General features: G+C 71.5%; 16 protein-coding genes. 7 read left to right on the forward strand and 9 right to left on the reverse strand.

Features of this window, described 5'->3' with window-relative positions; all coding sequences use genetic code 11:
* Nucleotides 1–5: 5 nt before the first annotated feature.
* Both ACFKCF_RS45230 and ACFKCF_RS45235 read right to left on the reverse strand, forming a co-directional pair.
* Nucleotides 6–1,016, reverse strand: coding sequence for an S-adenosylmethionine:tRNA ribosyltransferase-isomerase (locus ACFKCF_RS45230; protein ID WP_394501556.1), 1,011 nt, complete (start codon nucleotides 1,014–1,016; stop codon nucleotides 6–8).
* Nucleotides 1,013–1,669, reverse strand: coding sequence for an SDR family oxidoreductase (locus ACFKCF_RS45235; protein WP_394501557.1), 657 nt, complete (start codon nucleotides 1,667–1,669; stop codon nucleotides 1,013–1,015). The genes ACFKCF_RS45230 and ACFKCF_RS45235 overlap by 4 nt, the downstream gene beginning before the upstream one ends.
* Before the next feature lie 94 nt (nucleotides 1,670–1,763).
* On the opposite strand from ACFKCF_RS45235, the gene ACFKCF_RS45240 reads away from it, so the two are divergent.
* Both ACFKCF_RS45240 and ACFKCF_RS45245 read left to right on the forward strand, forming a co-directional pair.
* Entirely contained in the window at nucleotides 1,764–2,879 is a 1,116-nt protein-coding gene (locus tag ACFKCF_RS45240; RefSeq protein ID WP_394501558.1) for a GAF domain-containing sensor histidine kinase, read from the forward strand.
* Nucleotides 2,876–3,490: a response regulator gene (locus tag ACFKCF_RS45245; RefSeq protein WP_394501559.1), complete on the forward strand. Its 615-nt coding sequence runs from the start codon at nucleotides 2,876–2,878 to the stop codon at nucleotides 3,488–3,490. The genes ACFKCF_RS45240 and ACFKCF_RS45245 overlap by 4 nt, the downstream gene beginning before the upstream one ends.
* Nucleotides 3,491–3,537: 47 nt before the next feature.
* On the opposite strand, the gene ACFKCF_RS45250 is transcribed toward ACFKCF_RS45245, so the two are convergent.
* Complete coding sequence (locus ACFKCF_RS45250; RefSeq protein ID WP_394501560.1) at nucleotides 3,538–4,188, reverse strand: hypothetical protein; 651 nt, start codon at nucleotides 4,186–4,188, stop codon at nucleotides 3,538–3,540.
* Nucleotides 4,189–4,359: 171 nt separating this feature from the next.
* Here ACFKCF_RS45250 and ACFKCF_RS45255 point away from each other — a divergent pair, with 171 nt between their 5' ends.
* Complete coding sequence (locus ACFKCF_RS45255; protein WP_394501561.1) at nucleotides 4,360–7,287, forward strand: protein kinase; 2,928 nt, start codon at nucleotides 4,360–4,362, stop codon at nucleotides 7,285–7,287.
* A gap of 8 nt (nucleotides 7,288–7,295) precedes the next feature.
* On the opposite strand, the gene ACFKCF_RS45260 is transcribed toward ACFKCF_RS45255, so the two are convergent.
* Nucleotides 7,296–8,015 carry a hypothetical protein gene (locus ACFKCF_RS45260; protein WP_394501562.1) on the reverse strand — a complete coding sequence of 240 codons (720 nt, stop codon included), beginning with the start codon at nucleotides 8,013–8,015 and terminating at the stop codon, nucleotides 7,296–7,298.
* A gap of 68 nt (nucleotides 8,016–8,083) precedes the next feature.
* On the opposite strand from ACFKCF_RS45260, the gene ACFKCF_RS45265 reads away from it, so the two are divergent.
* From ACFKCF_RS45265 to ACFKCF_RS45280, 4 genes are all read left to right on the forward strand, one after another.
* The gene (locus ACFKCF_RS45265) at nucleotides 8,084–8,872 is read left to right on the forward strand and encodes an ABC transporter ATP-binding protein (RefSeq protein ID WP_350739664.1); all 789 of its coding nucleotides are present in this window, start codon (nucleotides 8,084–8,086) and stop codon (nucleotides 8,870–8,872) included.
* Nucleotides 8,873–8,957: 85 nt separating this feature from the next.
* Nucleotides 8,958–9,878 carry an SPFH domain-containing protein gene (locus ACFKCF_RS45270; RefSeq protein WP_394501563.1) on the forward strand — a complete coding sequence of 307 codons (921 nt, stop codon included), beginning with the start codon at nucleotides 8,958–8,960 and terminating at the stop codon, nucleotides 9,876–9,878.
* Nucleotides 9,879–9,887: 9 nt separating this feature from the next.
* On the forward strand, nucleotides 9,888–10,643 hold the full coding sequence (locus tag ACFKCF_RS45275; protein ID WP_394501564.1) for a sulfite exporter TauE/SafE family protein: 756 nt from the start codon (nucleotides 9,888–9,890) through the stop codon (nucleotides 10,641–10,643).
* Nucleotides 10,644–10,661: 18 nt separating this feature from the next.
* Complete coding sequence (locus ACFKCF_RS45280; protein WP_394501565.1) at nucleotides 10,662–10,895, forward strand: hypothetical protein; 234 nt, start codon at nucleotides 10,662–10,664, stop codon at nucleotides 10,893–10,895.
* Here ACFKCF_RS45280 and ACFKCF_RS45285 read toward each other — a convergent pair.
* From ACFKCF_RS45285 to ACFKCF_RS45305, 5 genes are all read right to left on the reverse strand, one after another.
* Nucleotides 10,888–11,712 carry an NAD(P)H-binding protein gene (locus ACFKCF_RS45285; RefSeq protein WP_394501566.1) on the reverse strand — a complete coding sequence of 275 codons (825 nt, stop codon included), beginning with the start codon at nucleotides 11,710–11,712 and terminating at the stop codon, nucleotides 10,888–10,890. The two genes, ACFKCF_RS45280 and ACFKCF_RS45285, sit on opposite strands and share 8 nt — an antisense overlap.
* Before the next feature lie 29 nt (nucleotides 11,713–11,741).
* Nucleotides 11,742–12,620 (reverse strand): Rieske 2Fe-2S domain-containing protein, encoded by an 879-nt coding sequence (locus ACFKCF_RS45290; protein ID WP_394501567.1) that lies wholly within the window; start codon nucleotides 12,618–12,620, stop codon nucleotides 11,742–11,744.
* Between the two features lie 63 nt (nucleotides 12,621–12,683).
* Nucleotides 12,684–13,295, reverse strand: coding sequence for an HD family hydrolase (locus ACFKCF_RS45295; protein WP_394501568.1), 612 nt, complete (start codon nucleotides 13,293–13,295; stop codon nucleotides 12,684–12,686).
* 1 nt (nucleotide 13,296) lies between these two features.
* Nucleotides 13,297–15,585 carry a molybdopterin-dependent oxidoreductase gene (locus tag ACFKCF_RS45300; RefSeq protein WP_394501569.1) on the reverse strand — a complete coding sequence of 763 codons (2,289 nt, stop codon included), beginning with the start codon at nucleotides 15,583–15,585 and terminating at the stop codon, nucleotides 13,297–13,299.
* A gap of 126 nt (nucleotides 15,586–15,711) precedes the next feature.
* Nucleotides 15,712–16,359: a hypothetical protein gene (locus ACFKCF_RS45305; RefSeq protein WP_394501570.1), complete on the reverse strand. Its 648-nt coding sequence runs from the start codon at nucleotides 16,357–16,359 to the stop codon at nucleotides 15,712–15,714.

The raw sequence follows: 16,359 nt of genomic DNA on the forward strand, positions 1-16,359 counted from the left end.
AAAGACTATTTCTTCAGAATCAAGTGCGTGTCACCGAACTCGTGCCAGAGATATGCGTTCTGTAGCGCCTCCCCGTACGCCCGCGCGAGTGCCGTCTCGCCCGCGATCGCGGTCAGCATGAGCAGGTGGCTGGAGCGCGGCTCGTGCAGCCCGGTGATCAGCCCCGTGACGGCCCGTACGCCGCTCTGAGGTGTGACGATGTGCCTGGTCCACCCGGCGGCGGCGGCCACCCGCCCGTCCGCCCCCACGGCCGTCTCCAGGGCCCGTACGACGGTGGTGCCCGCGGCCACCACCCGGTTGCCGTTCTCGCGCGCCAGGTTGACCAGCCGCGCCGTGCCCGCCGGCACCTCGTACCGCTCGGCGTAGGGCGGCTCGTCCTTCTCCGGCGAGGCCACCCCCGTGTGCAGGGTGATCGGCGCGATCCCGATCCCGCGCGCCACGAGCGCCGTCACCAGCTCCGCGGTGAACGGCCGCGCCGCGCTCGGCATCTCCGCGCTCCCCGGCACGGTCGCGAACACGGTCTGGTACGCCTCGATCGGCCAGTCCCCGCTCACGTACGAGTAGCGGATCGGCGCCCCGTGCGCCCGCAGGTACGGCTCCACCTCCCGATCCAGCGACGCCCGCCACAGACGCGGCGTCTCCCGTTCGATCAGCCGCAGCGTGGCCCGCCCCGGCAGCGGCAGCCACTCGCCGGGCTCGCCCCCTCCGTAGGGCTCGGAGGCGGTGGCGGTACGGCGGCGCAGCTCGACCAGCCAGGTGCCGTCCTCCTTGGCGGTCGAGAAGTGCACGGCCAGCCGGTCGAGCCGGACGGCCGCGGGCAGGGTCGCCGAGTTGTTGACGACGATCAGGTCACCGGGGTCGAGCAGCCCCGGCAGGTCGACGAAGTGGTGGTGCGAGGGGGCGAGGTCGCCGCGCGAGACCATCAGGCGTACCGCGTCCCTGGACATCCCCCGCGCCTCGGGGGGCTCGCTCGCCGACAGGCCCGGCGGCAGCGCGAAGTCGAGCGCGACGGTCATTGCAGGCTCACTTTGCCGCTGGCCGGACGGGACCGCACCAGGTCGTGCAGCGCGGCGGCCACCTTGGCGGGGTCGGTGGCGGCCGCGGCCTCCTCGGCGCCCACGGCGTCGGCGAGCATGCGGGTGTTCATCTCGCCGGGGTCGGCCCACCAGACCCGGACCGCGGGCTCCTCGGCCGACAACACGTTGGAGAGCTGCTCCAGGGCCGCCTTGGTGGCGCCGTAGCCGCCCCAGCCCTCGTACGCGCCGGTGGCGGCGTCCGAGGTGATGTTCACGACGGCTCCGCCCGCCGCGCGCAGGGCGGGCAGCGTGGCCTGGATCAGCGCGAGCGGGGCGGTGACGTTGGTCTCCAGCAGCACCCTGAACGCCTCCAGCGGGTATCCCGCCAGCGGCGGCAGCGGCGTCACGCCGAGGTCGCCGGCGTTGTTGACCAGCAGGTCCAGCTCGGGCGCCGCCCGGGCCAGCCGCTCGACGTGCGCGGGCTCCGTCACGTCGCCGGGGATCGCGGTGGCGCCCAGCTCGGCCGCGGCCCGCTCCAGGTCGTCCGTGCCGCGGGCGGTGAGCACGAGGTTCCAGCCGGCGTCCGCCAGAGATCTCGCGAGGGCGAGTCCGAGGCCGCGGGAAGCGCCGGTGATGAGTGCGGTGTTCGTCATGTCGCCGACGTTAGGAACGCCGCGGGCGGCGCACATCGGGCCGAAGTCCCGCCGTCGCCTGGGCACATCGTCCTAGGACCATAAGCTTGGTCCCGTGACCTCCGACCGAGACGAGATCCTGCAGGCGGTGAGCTCCGCGGTGCTCGCGGTCACCCGCCATCTTTCGGTCCGCGAGGTGCTGCAGGTCATCGTACGCTCGGCGCAACGGCTGCTCGACGCCCGCTACGCCGCGCTGGGCGTGCCCGACGACGAGGGGTCGTTCGGCGAGTTCGTCGCCGAGGGCATCACCGACAAGCAGTGGGACGCGATCGGGCCGCTGCCCAGACAGCATGGCATGCTCGGCGCGATGCTCCGCGAGGGGAGCCCCGTCAGGCTGCCTGACCTGCGTGAAGATCCGAGGTTCGAGTGGTGGCCGAAGGCCCACCCGGTGATGAAGGACTTCCTCGGCGTCCCGATCCGCGACGGCGACCAGGTGCTCGGCATCATCTTCCTGGCCAACAAGCGCACGCCGGGCGGTTTCACGCAGGCCGACCAGGAGCTGCTGACGCTGTTCGCCGCGCACGCCGCCATCGCGCTGACCAATGCCAGGCTCTACGAGCGCGGCCGCGAGCTGGCCATGCTGGAGGAACGCAACCGCGTGGCCCGCGAGCTGCACGACGCCGTGACGCAGAAGCTGTTCTCGCTCAGGCTGACCGCGCAGGCCGCCTCCGCCATGCTCGACCGGGCCCCCGGGAAGGCCGCCGCCGAGCTCGAACGCGTCCAGCGCCTGGCCGGGGAGGCGTTGTCCGAGCTGCGGGCGGTGATCGTCGAGCTGCGACCGGCCGAGCTCGACCGGCACGGCCTGTCCGAGACGCTGCGCAAGCACGTGCGCATGCTGGACCGGCTCCACCCGTCCCTGGTCACGTTCGAGTGCGCGGAGCTGCCGCCGGTGGATCCCGCGGTCGAGGTGGCGGTGCTCAGAGTGGCCCAGGAGGCGCTGCACAACGCGCTCAGGCACGCGGAGGCCACGAGCGTCTCCGTGCGCCTGGCGTGCGCGGAGGGCAAGCTGGTGTTGATCGTGCGCGACGACGGCAACGGGTTCGAGCAGGCGGAGTCGCGCGGCCTGGGCCTGGTGTCGATGCGTGACAGGGCGGAGTCCGTGGGCGGGGTCATGACCGTCGAGTCGGGCCGCGGCACGGGGACCACGGTGCGTGTGGAGGTGGGCGTTTGATCCGGGTGCTGATCGCCGACGATCATCCGGTGGTGCGGCAGGGGCTGCGTACGTTCCTCGACCTGCAGGACGACATCACGGTGGTCGGTGAGGCGGGCGACGGGGCGCAGGCGGTCGAGCTGGTCGGGGAGCTGGCGCCCGACGTGCTGCTGCTGGATCTGAAGATGCCGGTGCTCGACGGCCTCGGCACGCTCGAACGGCTGGCCGGGGCGACGACCAGGGTGGTCGTGCTGACCTCGGTGAGCGACCGCTCCGACGTCGGCCCGGCCATGCGGGCGGGGGCGTCGGGGTTCCTCTACAAGGACGTCGATCCGACCGCGCTGGTGCAGGCCGTGCGGGCCGTGCACGGAGGGCAGGTGCTGCTGGCGCCCGAGGCAGCCGAGGCGATGCTGGCGGCGCCGGACGACCCGCCGTCGCCGGTGCCGCTGACCGACCGCGAGCGTGAGGTGCTCGCGCTCATCGCGGCCGGCCGGTCCAACCGGGAGATCGCCAGGAGCCTCGCCGTCGCGGAGAAGACGGTCAAGACCCACGTCTCCAACGTGCTGATGAAGCTGGGCGTCCAGGACCGCACCCAGGCCGCGCTGTACGCCGTACGGCACGGCCTGGGGTAGTGCTGTGCTTATGGCCTCCGCTTCGCGGAGGCGGCCCAAGGTGAAGGTCAGGTGTCCTTCTTCTTGTTGCTTTCCTCGTGGCTGGTGGGCGGGTTGTACGTCTTGACCGGCGGAGGCGGCGACCAGCTCCGGCCCGGCCGGCGCGGCGGGGAGACGATCTTGGTGTTGACCTTCTTGAGCCAGTAGTAGCCCTTGATGCCGAGGCGCTTGAGCTCTTCCTCGTCGATGTTCTCCATGCCCTGGTCGACGTCGAACGACACAACGCCGACCCGCGCCGTGGCCGTGCCCTTGGTGCCCTTCTTCAGCGTCACCTGGAAGTTGAGCCAGTCGGTCTTGCCCTTCTCCAGCCGCAGCGGGCCCCAGCACCAGAACCAGCGACCCTCCCAGGTGCACTTGGTGCCCTTCGCGGCGCCCCAGCGCAGAGTGGGCACGACGCCCTTGGGCACCTCGCCGCCGATCCAGTAGTAGTCGGCGTAGTAGGGGCCCAGATTCTTCGCGCGGACGCTATAGGTGATTTTGCCGCCGCGCTTGGTGCGGCCGCTGTGCTTGACGGAGATCTTGAAGGTGGAGAACGGCTTCAACTGCGCGACCGCCGCGGTGGTGGGAGCGGTGGCGGTGGCGGAGCTCGCCTGGGCGGGTACGGCCAGCGGCGCGGCGGCCAGACCGCCGGCTAAGAACAGGCTGAAGCTTCTACGCATATGACGGCTCCCCGTACGGTGCTGGAAATCCCCGATCATCTCCACGATTATTGCGTAGGGCAAATTTTTCGCAAAGAGCGATGATCTTTCGTGACTTGGGGTGGTTTGTGGGTGTTCACCCGCGCTTATCCCACTTGTGAACGGGGGTCTAGCACAACGGGGGAGGGCCAGGTGCCGGAAACGCACCCCTTACAGCCGACGGATCCGCGAACACTGGGCGAATACCGGCTGCTCGGCCGCTTGGGCAAGGGGGCGCAGGGGATCGTTTTCGAGGCAGAGTCGCCCGACGGGCGGCGCGTGGCGATCAAGCTGCTGAACACCCGGCTGGACAAGCCCGGACTGGACTCCGAACGCTTCCTGCGCGAGGTGGCGGCCACGCGGCGGGTGGCCCAGTTCTGCACCGCGCAGGTGCTGGGAGCCCACATGGACGGCGAGCACCCGTACATCGTCAGTGAGCTGGTGGACGGGGTCTCCCTGCAGGCGGTGGTGCAGCGGGACGGGCCGCGCACGGGCGGCGCGCTCTACCGCTTGGCCGTCGGGACGGTCACCGCGCTGGCCGCCATCCACCGCGCCGGGATCGTGCACCGCGACTTCAAGCCCAGCAACGTGCTGCTCGGCCACGACGGGCCGCGGGTGATCGACTTCGGCATCGCGCGGGCGCTGGACTCGGCCATGACGATCAGCAGCGGGGTCGTGGGGACGCCCGCGTACATGTCGCCCGAGCAGATCTCGGCCGAGCGGGTGGGGCCGGCCAGCGACATGTTCAGCTGGGCTCTGACCATGGTGTTCGCGGCCACGGGGCGGCCCGCGTTCGGCCAGGACAGCCTGCCCGCGGTCGTCTACCGGGTGATGCACGAGGAGCCCGACCTCTCGGCGCTGCCCGAGTCCCTGCGGCCGGTCGTGCGGTCGTGCCTGCGCAAGCGGGCCGACGAGCGGCCTGCGGCGGCCGACGTGCTGTTCGCGCTGCTGGCCAACGAGGGGGAGTCGCCACGGCCCGAGGACGCGCTCAACACGGGCTCGCAACTCGCTGCCGAGCAGGCCCCGCCGGATCCGCCCTCAGCCGTCGCCGGCTGGGCCGACCCCCATGGGCCCACGCCCGAGGCGCCACCAGGCGCCGGCACCGGGTGGGCGAATCCCGGCGGCCCGGCGGCGCCTGCCCCTCCTGGCGGGTACGGGTGGGCGAACCCCTCGGGGGAGGCGTACGCGCCGCCCCAGCCCCCCGCGGCCGGCCCACCTGCGGCGCCCTACGTGCCGCCACAGCAGGGCGCCCCCGGCGGCCGGGGCCCGATACCGGGCTACGGTGGCGCGCCGGGGCAGGGCGCGACGCCGGGATACGGCGGTGCGCCAGGCCAGGGTGGGGCGCCCGGGCAGGGTGCGACGCCGGGATACGGGGGCGTGCCGGGGCAGGGTGGCGTGCCTGGGCAGGGTGCGACCCCCGGCTACGGGGGCGCGCCGCAGCACGGGGGCGCGTCGCATGGGGTGCCTTATGTGCCTCGGCAGCCCCCGTCGGGTCCGTCCCGGGTGCCGCCGCCCTATCCGATGAGCGCCACGCCCCACCCGGCCGCGTCCCGTCCACCGGCGGCCGGGCCGGTGGTGCCCGGGGCGGAGGCGGCCGCGGGTGGTGAGGGGCGCCCGCCGTCGGCGCCGGACCAGGAGCAGGGCCAGGGTCGCCTGGGCCAGGGGCAGGGGCAGGGGCACGGCCGTCAGGGGAAGGGCCGCCAAGGGCAGGGCCAGGGGCCGGGCGGGGGCCAAGGGGAGGGCCGTCAGGGGAAGGGCCGCCAAGGGCAGGGCCGGGGGCAGGGGTTTCCGCCGCGGAGGCCGCCGGGCGGGGAGGTCGGCGGGCCGGAGGACAACGACGCGTTCTTCAAGCATGCGCCGATCGAGGAGCGGCCCGACGAGGTCCACGCCAGGCGCAGGCGGGCCGCCATGGTCTCCGGCGCGCTCGTCGTGGCGCTCGCCCTGGCCGGCAGCGTGCTGTACTTCGGGCCGAAGATGTTCGGCACCGGCTCGCCGACCGGCGGGAACGCGGCCCAGGTGACCACCTCCGTGAGCGCGAGCCCCGTCCGGACGCAGGCCCAGCCGCAGGCGGAGATCCCGACGCCGACACCGACCCGGATCACACCCACACCCACACCCACGCGGAAGGTCGTCCCCGTCCTCGGCAAGCAGGACGGGAAGTCGTTCAAGGGTCACACCAAGGGCGTCCAGACGATCTCCGCGATCTCCTCGGGCGGCAGGACGTGGCTGGTCACCGGCGGGCAGGATGGCCGGGTGCGGCTGTGGGACCTGGCCAGGCACAAGTCGCTGGCCACGATGAAGGGCCACAGCGAGGAGGTGTACGCCGTCGCCTGCGTGATGGTCGGCAAGACCCCCATGGCCGTCTCCGGCGGGTACGACGGCAGCGTGCGCCTGTGGAACCTCAAGACCCACAAGGGCAAGGTGCTCGGCTGGCACGGCGACGCCGTCTACGCGGTCGCCGTCACCAAGGTGAAGGGCAGGTACGTCGCGGTCACCGGCGACGCCGACGGCTATCTGAGGTTCTGGGACCTGAAGAAGCGCAAGGCGACTGGCAAGATCATCAGGGCCCACCGCAGGCCGGTCAACTGGCTCAGCGCCACCCACATAGGCGACCGGGCCGTCGCCATCTCGGCCGGCGAGGACGGGACGGTGCGCATGTGGGACATGGCCCGGCGCAAGGCGTACGGGAAGGCGTACAAGCGCCATTCCAGGGGCGTGTACTCGGTCGCGGTCGGCAAGGCGGGCGGGAAGACGGTCGTGGCATCTGGCGGTAAAGACGGAAAAATCAGGATCTGGGATCCGAAGAGTCGCAAGACCGTCGCCACCCTCACCGGTCACAAGAAGATCGTTTACTCGCTCTCCTTCGGCACCCTCGACGATCGCACGGTGCTGCTGTCCGGCAGCACCGACGGCACGATCAGGCTCTGGGACCCCGAGACCCGCAAGACACTCGGCAAACCGGTCAAGGCCCACAAGAAGGGCGTGTACGCCGTGGGCATCGTCCCACTCGACGGGCACGCGGTCATCGTGTCCGCGGGCAAGGACAAGGTGGTCAGGCTGTGGAAGATCGCGACCTCTTAGCGGGCCGGCTACGGGGTCCTGAGCGGCTCGAAGATCGCGTGATGCGCCGCCACGAGCGCACGGCGTACCGCCCGGTCCAGCTCGCGCAGGGCCGCGGCGCGGGCGGCGATCTGCCCCGACGTGAGCCCGCGCTCGTCGGCCAGCCGCACCACGGTGGCCAGCCGAGTGGCCAGGGCGGAGACGCGGTGTGCCCGCGCGGGGTAGCCGGGCGCCAGCTCGCCGCCCCGGTCCCCGACGGACGAGGGGCGGGACTGCAGGGGGCCTTCGACGCCGGACAGGGCGTCGGTGGCCGAGCGCATGGCCTCCGACAGCTCGCGTTCGGCCTCCGCCAGCGACGGCAGATCATGGCGTACGGGCCCGGAGTCGTGGATCTCCAGGCGTACCCCGACATAGGACGACCCGCGCACGTCGGGCGTCGGCACCAGGCCGAGGTTGCGGCCGTCGAGCACCACGATGGCGGCCTGGCCGGCGTCCACCGCGGCCGAGTTGAACGGCGCCGGCCCCGACAGCCCCAGCGGATCGCCGGGCGCGGGCAGCGCGAGCCGGAGCTCCCGCAGGCCGTCGGAGCGCAGGTTTGCGAGGTATTTACGCAACGGGACGTCGTCGGCCACGGTGGGACCGCCGGTGGCTTCCACGTGGTCAGCCGCCTCGTCGAGACCGACGTGACCGGCGAGCCAGGCGTTGCCCCAGGCGACCAGGGAGGGACAGACAGGCGATTCAGGGCGCACCGATCCACGATATGCGCTCGCCCTGCAATAGGTTTGTCCCGAGCGTGACTCCTAAGGAGGTATCGGGGATGGGTGGTCAGGTGCTGCGGCTACAGGACGTCGCCGTCAGGCGGGACGGAGCGGCCCTGCTGCGCGGCATCGACTGGACGGTCAACGCCGACGAGCGTTGGGTCGTCGTCGGCCCCAACGGCGCGGGCAAGACCACGTTGCTGCAGGTCGCGGCCACGTTGCTCTATCCGAGCGAGGGTCTGGTCGAGGTGCTCGGGGAGCGGCTGGGACAGGCGGACGTCTTCGATCTGCGCCCGCGGATCGGGCTGGCGAGCTCCGCGCTGGCCGAGCGCATCCCGCCGGAGGAGAAGGTCATCGACCTCGTGCTGACCGCCTCGTACGGGATCATGGGCCGCTGGACGGAGGAGTACGACTCCAACGACGTGACCAGGGCGGTCGAGCTGATCGACATGATGGGCGCGGCCCATCTGATCAGGCGGCGGTTCGGCACGCTGTCGGAGGGGGAGCGCAAGCGCGTGCAGATCGCCCGCGCCCTCATGCCCGACCCCGAGATGCTGCTGCTCGACGAGCCCGCGGCCGGGCTCGACCTGGGCGGGCGCGAAGACCTGGTGCGCCGGCTCTCGGTGCTGGCGGGCGACTACCGTTCGCCGACGCTCATGCTGGTGACGCACCACGTGGAAGAGGTGCCGATCGGGTTCACGCACGGGCTGCTCCTGAGGCACGGCTCGGTGGTGGCGCAGGGGCCGCTGGAGCACGTTATGACGCCCGAAAACCTGTCGCAGACGTTCGGGGTGCCGCTCTCGCTGGAGCGCAGCGCCGAGGGCCGCTGGTACGCGCGCGCCCACTGATCCCTATTTATTCACATAAAAGCCACCGAAAGCTGAAAGGAAATAGGATCTACGGAGTCGGTCCCCTCGACTTCGGAGCGTCGCCATGTCCGTCGAGCAGCTCATCGTCGCCCTTGTCGTGGTCGCGGCGGTGGGCTTCGGAGTGGCCCGCACGGTCCGCATCATCCCCCAGGCCACGGCAGCCATCATCGAACGCCTGGGGCGCTACCACCGGACGCTGACCCCGGGGCTCAACCTCGTGGTGCCGTTCATCGACCGCATCAAGGACATGATCGACCTGCGGGAGCAGGTGGTCTCCTTCCCGCCGCAGCCGGTGATCACCTCCGACAACCTGGTCGTGTCCATCGACACCGTCATCTACTTCCAGGTAACCAATCCGAAGGCGGCCACGTACGAGATCGCGAACTTCCTGGTCGGCGTCGAGCAGCTCACGGTCACCACGCTCCGCAACGTGGTCGGCGGCATGGACCTGGAACGCACGCTGACCTCGCGCGAGGACATCAACACCGCGCTGCGCGGCGTGCTCGACGAGGCGACGGGCAAGTGGGGCATCCGGGTCAACCGGGTCGAGCTCAAGGCCATCGACCCGCCCTCCTCCATCCAGGACTCGATGGAGAAGCAGATGCGCGCCGACCGCGACAAGCGCGCCGCCGTGCTGACCGCGGAGGGCCAGCGCCAGGCGGCGATCCTGCAGGCGGAGGGCGAGAAGCAGGCGGCCGTGCTGCGGGCGCGCGGCGAGGCGGAGGCGGCCGTGCTGCGCGCGCAGGCGGAGGCCGAGGCCCAGGCCATGCGCGCCAAGGGACAGGCGGACGCGATCGGCATGGTGTTCAAGGCCATCCATGAGGGGCAGCCCGACCAGCACCTGCTCGCCTACCAGTACCTGCAGACCCTGCCCGAGATCGCCAAAGGCGACGCCAATAAAATCTGGATCGTCCCATCAGAAATGGGCAAAGTTCTGGAGAATCTGGGCGGCCTCTTCACACCCCCTAAGAGCCCGGACGCGTAAGGAGGGTTCGTGACGGGGTGGGAGCTGGCCGCGGTCTGCGCGGCCGGGGTGGTGGCCGGTGCGATCAACGCGGTGGTCGGGTCCGGGTCCCTGATCACGTTCCCCACGCTGCTGGCGATCGGCGTCGATCCCGTCACGGCCAACATCTCCAACACCATCGGGCTCGTGCCGGGCTCGTTCACGGCCGCGTACGGCTACCGCCCCGAGTTGCGGGGCCAGCGCGAACGCCTGCTGCGCCTGGGCCTGGCTTCGGCCCTGGGCGCGCTGGCCGGCGGGATCCTGCTGCTGTTCCTGGACCCGTCGGTGTTCCAGGTCGTCGTCATCGCGCTGATCGCGCTGGCCTGCCTGCTGGTCGTGGTGCAGCCCAGGCTCAACCGGTGGCTGGCCGACCGGCGTCAGCACGCCCACCCGCACGGAGGGCTGGAGCTGTGGCTCGGCGTGCTGGCCGCCGGGGTCTACGGCGGGTACTTCGGCGCGGCCCAGGGCGTGCTGCTGATCGGCCTGCTCGGCAGCTTCCTCGACGACCACCTCCAGCGGGTCAACGCGGCCAAGAACGTCCTCGCGCTGATCGTCAACGCGGTGGCCGCCGCGCTGTTCATCGTGGTCGCGCACGTGAACTGGCTCGCCGTGGCGGGGGTGGCCACGGGGGCGGTGGCGGGCGGCTTCCTGGGCGCCAGGGTGGGGCGGCGCATCCCGGCGCCCGTGCTTCGGGGGATCATCGTCTGCGTCGGTGTTGCGGCAATTTTCGTACTGGTGTACGGATAAAATGCCGTGCTCGCGGGTATGAATTCGTACATGAAGGGCGACTGGGTAGAGATCGTCATCGATGCCGGAGGCACACCGCGTACGTACGAGATCAGGGCCACTCGCGCCGGACGGCGGGTCGACGTGACCACGAGGCGGGGGCTCGTCGAGGTGAGCGAGGTCACCCGCAGCGGCACGCCGGTGCGCACGGCCAGGTTCATGTCCAACCGCATCCTGGCCCTCGTGGAGCACCCCGCGGACGAGGTCAGCTGAAGTCGGCCAGGTGGTCCTCCGCCCACTGGCCGAACGTCAGCGCGGGCCTGCCGAGCAGCCGCTCCACGGTGTCGGTGACCTGCTCGGGAGCCGTCACGAAGCTCGCCCACGCCTTCAGCGCGCCCTCCACGAAGGCCGCGTTCCCCCAGGCGGCCATGAGCTGCTCGCGGGCCTCCTGCAGCGGCTGCTCCTCCCAGCGCGCCTCGCGCCCGGTCGCCGCGCCGATCACGCGCACCTGCTCGGCCTGGGTGAGCAGCTCGGGGCCCGTCAGAACGTACGTGGCGCCGTTGTGGCCGGCCGAGGTGAGCACGTGCGTGGCCACGGCCGCGATGTCCCGCTCGTGGATCAATGGCCTCGAAGCCTGCCCGTACGGCCAGCGCACCACGCCCTGCCTGATCTGCCCGGCCCAGCCCAGCGTGTTGGTCGCGAAGCCGCCGGGCCGCAGGAACGTCCACCCGAGCCCCGAGTGCCGGATCAGCCGCTCGATCTCGTGGTAGTGCGTCACCGGCTCGTCCGCCACGTTGGCCGACAGGTAGACCACGCGCCGCGCGTGCCCGGCGATGGCCGTGACCACCTCCGCGGCGCCGTCCGCCGCGAAATGAGGCCACAGCAGGAACACGCTCTCCACGCCTTTCAACGCGGGCTCCAGCGTCTCGGGCGCGGACAGGTCGCCGCGCACCACCTCCACGTGTTCGGGCAGCCTCGCCCGTTCCGGGTCCCTCACGAGGGCCCGAACCTCCAGCCCCGCTCCCGCGAGCTGGGACACCACATGCCTGCCGACATTGCCGGTCGCGCCGGTCACCAGAATCGTGCTCATGAGGCCGACGGTAGAACCTCAAGCGAACTTCAGGTCAACCCCGGCCGCACCTGGAGCGTGCCGTCACGCCGGATCCGCGTCTCGAACATGGGCGCGGGAGCGGTCGCCGGACCGTGCCGCACCGAGCCGTCGGCCAGCCTGAACGTGCTGCCGTGCCAGGGGCAGACCACGCACGCCTCCCCGTTCTCCATGACCAGCCTGCCCTGGTGCAGCGGGCCGGCCAGATGCGGGCAGCGGTCGGCGAGCACGGTGACGGCCTCGCCCTGGCGCAGCACGAAGAGCTGGATGTAGCCGAGCCGCCGCGCGACGGGCCGGCCCTCCGGCAGGTCCCTGAGCAGGCACAGGTCGTGCCAGCCCAGCGGCACCAGGTGGGCGACCTGCGGGGCGTGGTTGGCCCCGGCCGCCTGCCGGTAGGCCATGTGGCCGCCGAGATAGCCGCCGAGCCCGGCCAGGCCGAGCCCGGCCAGGGTCAAGGAGCGGCCCATCTGCTCGCGCCCGCGTACCCGGGCCAGCAGGGAGCCGGAGAACAGGCCCAGCGCGGCTACGTTCGACAGCATGTGGACGAAGCCCACGCGCTGCTGCTCGCGGTGGAGAGAGGACCAGTCGGTCAGCCCGGCCGCCGCCGTGGGCAGCGCGTTGGCGATGCCCGTGGCCAGCAGCACGCGCGAGGCCCGCGGATCGCCGTCGGTCAGGTCCAGCACGGCTGCGGACAGCCAGCAGCCCAGGCTGATCGTGGCCAGCGGCGGGTGCAGCGGCTTGCCCGTGGGCACACCGTGCAGCAGGTCACGCAGCCGGCCGGGGCGGATGCGCTGGCGTACGGCCTTGGCCAGCACTCTGATCGGCGTGTCCAGGGCCTTGGACTTCTCGAGCCGGTCGGCGAGAGCAACCGGCCCGGCCAAACCCCGCAACGGCCGACGTTTCGCTCGCACTTCCTCTTTCACGACAAGTCCCCTACCCCGCCCATGTGGGGATCACTCGGACAGGTGTCCCCTGGCCACGGAGAGTTCGACCAGCTCCAGCGCGTACGCGCCGAGGGACGGCGAGCCCTCCTCGATGATCCGTACCTTCTCCCTGACCTGCGCGGCCTTGACCTTGAACAGCGGCCACGTGCCGCCCTCGGTGAGGTGGTTGGCCAGGATCGGGGAGAAACGGTCGAGCGCCTTGGCGAACCTGGCCTCCGGCGTCTTCCTGGCCTCGAACTCGTCCCACAGCTCCCGCAGCCACTGCCCCTGGTCGGCGGGCAGCAGTCCGAAGATGCGGTCGGCGGCGGCCCGCTCGGCGCCCTCCTGCGCGGCCACTTCCACGGGGTCATAGATGAACGTGTCGCCGGCGTCGATCTCGACCAGGTCGTGCACCAGCAACATGGCCACCACCCGTTGCAGGTCGGTCCCGGGTGGGGCATGCTCGCCGAGGATCATCGCCAGCGTGCCCACGTACCAGGAGTGCTCGGCGGTGTTCTCCCGCCGCGAGCCGTCCATCAAATGGTTGCGGCGGATGATCCGCTTCAACTTGTCGATCTCGACGGCGAAGGCGATCTGGGCGTTCAGACGGTCCTCTTCTGGCGCGATAGTCACGCGCGACACCCTATTGTGCGATGATCACCCCGGTTGGTGAAATCGTGACCGGAACTCCGTTGAACACTGCGTTACCACTCAGTACGTCGATGGTGGATTCGTCCGTGAGCGTGTTGACGCTGACCCCCGCGTGCTCGGCCGCCACGCTCTGCGCGCTGCCCGCGTGACCCCAGCCGTGCGGCAGGCTGACCACGCCCGGCATGATCGTGTCGGTGGGTTCGAGCGGCACCGTGAGCTGCCCCTTCGCGGAGCGGACCACCGCCTCGCCGTCGAGCCCGAGCCTGGTCACGTCGGCCGGGTTGATCTGCAGCGTGCAGGTGTTGCTGCCGCCGACCAGCGGCCCCACGTTGTGCAGCCAGCTGTTGTTGGAGCGCAGGTGGCGCCGCCCGATCAGGACGATCTCCGGCGGGTCCTCGTCCAGCTTGCCGCGCAGCCGTTCCACGTCCTCGACGATCTGCGGCGGCGCCAGCTCGATCAGGCCCGAGGCGGTCTTCAGCACCTCGCCGAGCCGGGGCTCCAGCGCGCCGAGGTCCAGGCCGTGCGGGTTGTCGAGCAGCTTGCGCAGCGACAGGTCGCCCTTGCCGGCCCACTCGCCGTAGGGGCCGAGCTTGAGCATGAGGTCCAGCCGGCGCTCGCCGCCCGTCTCGCCCTCCAGCTCGGCGCGCAGCTCGGCGACGTCCCGTCCCTCGACCCCGGAGCCGGGGGTCTCGGTGGCCTTGCGCAGCATCTCGCCGATCACGAACTCGTCCAGGTCACCCTCCAGGCCGGAGGCGATCACGGCCAGCCTGGCCAGGATCTGGGCCTCGGAGGGCTGCCCGTCCAGCGGCAGCAGCGGCGGCGAGTAGCGGGCGTAGTTGCGGACCGCGAACCCGAGCAGCGCGAAGTCGTAGTGGCCCGACTGCAGCATCCGCGGCGGCGGGAGGATGACGTTCGCGTGCTTGGTGGTCTCGTTGAGGTACGGGTCCACGCTCACCATGAAGTCGAGCCGCCCGAAGGCCGCGTCGAGCCTGGCGCCGTGGGGCGCCGACAGCACGGGGTTGCCCGCCACCGTGATCAGGAACGTGACCTGCCCCTCGCCGGGCGTCTCGATCTCGTCGGCGAGCGTGGCCACCGGCAGCTCGCCGTTGCTCTCCGGCAGCCCTCTGACGCGGCTCCTCCACCTACCCACCGTGTACGGCCGCGTGTTCATGGCCTCACTTCGTGAGGCGGGCTCGGTCGCCCGGATGCCGCCGCCTTCCCCCGCTCTGGTCGCTTCGCTCCCGCCGCTCCTCCAGGCGGCGGCACTCCCTCGCCGGGCGCTCCACTCGGTCGCGGGCTTGGGGAACATGGCGCCGCCCGGCCGGTCGAGGTTGCCGGTGAGCACGTTGAGGACGTCCACGAGCCACTGGGCCAGCGTGCCGAACTCGGCCGTGCAGGTGCCGATCCTGGCGTAGACGGCGGCCGTACGGGCGCCCGCCAGCTCCCTGGCCAGCCGCACGATCACCTCGGCGGGCACGCCGGTGCGCCCGGAGACCGCCTCCGGCGGGAAGTGCTTGGCCGCCTCGCGCACCTCGGCCAGCCCGTTGACCTGGTGCGACAGCCTGACGAGGTCCTCGGCGAACAGCGTGTGGACGATGCCGAACAGCAGGTAGGCGTCCGTCCCGGGGCGGACGAAGACGTGCTCGTCGGCCAGCGCGGCGGTGCGCGTACGGCGCGGGTCGACCACCACGAGCCGGCCGCCGCGGCCGCGCAGGGCCTTCAGCCGCCCGGGGAAGTCCGGCGCGGTGCACAGCGAGCCGTTGGACTCCAGCGGGTTGGCCCCCAGCATCAGCAGATAGTCGGTCCTGTCCAGGTCGGGGACCGGGATGGCCAGCGGATGCCCGAACATGAGCCCGCTCGCGACGTGCTTCGGCATCTGGTCGGCGGTGCTGGCGGAGTAGACGTTGCGGGTGCCGAGCGCCTTGATCAGGGGCGCGCCGTACAGGGCGCCCGCCATGCTGTGGGCGTTGGGGTTGCCGAGGTAGATCGCGGCGGACCGGCGGTCGGAGACCCGGTCGAGGCCCGCCTTCACGGCGGCGAACGCCTCCTCCCAGCCGACCTCCCGCCACAGGTCGCCCTCCCTGATCAGCGGCTTGCGCAGCCGGTCGGGATCCTCGTCGAGCCGGCCGAGGCTGGCCCCCTTCGGGCAGATGAACCCCTTGCTGAACGGATCGTCCTTGTCGCCGCGCACGCTGGTCACGTGCCCGCCCTCGTCGAGGGTGAGCGTCAGGCCGCAGACGGCCTCGCAGAGGGGACAAGTCCGGTGGACGGTCGACGTCATCACGAGCTCCTGAGTTCGCCAGCTGAACTCATCTTGGCCCGTACCGCGCGCATGGGGAAGCCCCGGAGCCCCCGCGGTCTCCGGGGCTTCCCACCCGGGGAAATGTCCCGGATTCCCCCAGGTCTCTCAGCCCGCCTTCGCCAGCGCGACCTGTGCGCGCAGATCAGGCGGCTCCTCGAGGTCGGCTCTCAGCGAGATCCAGGCCTGTCTGCCGTACAGCCGGTCGAGTCCGGGAGAGGTCGTTCCCGGGACCTCGTCGCGCCTGACGATCTCCACGATCACGAACTGCGCCCGGCGCCGGTGCCGGTAGACGTTCGCGCTCCTGGCCCAGCAGGCGGCCGCGATCTCCTCGCTGTACGCCTCGAACTCCTCGGCGGAGATGCCGGCCCTGGTCATGATCAGCGCCTTCTCGCCCGTGGTCGTCGGCGTGATCCAGAGCACCAGCGGGATCCGCCCGGCTCTGGTGTGCATCGTGGTCTCCAGGCAGACCCGGTGCAGGCGGTGCCTGGAGACGACGCACCAGAAGTGGGCGCTCACCCAGTTGCGCCCGGTCCTGGTGACGGCCGGCACCGAGACGGCGCTCGTCAGCAGGACGAACGGCAACCACCGCCCCTCCTGCGTGGCGTTCAGCAGGGCCAGCGCGAGCAGCGCCAGCGCGGCGAGCAGCATCAGCTCGGTGCGGGCCCGCCACAGCCTGACCAGCGGCCCGCCGCGTCCGGCGGCGGGAAGGTCCTCGTTGGCGGGGTAGATCTGGTTGCGCGGGTTCCTCGGCAC

It is taken from the genome of Nonomuraea sp. JJY05, from assembly GCF_043496855.1.
GTDB lineage: Bacteria > Actinomycetota > Actinomycetes > Streptosporangiales > Streptosporangiaceae > Nonomuraea.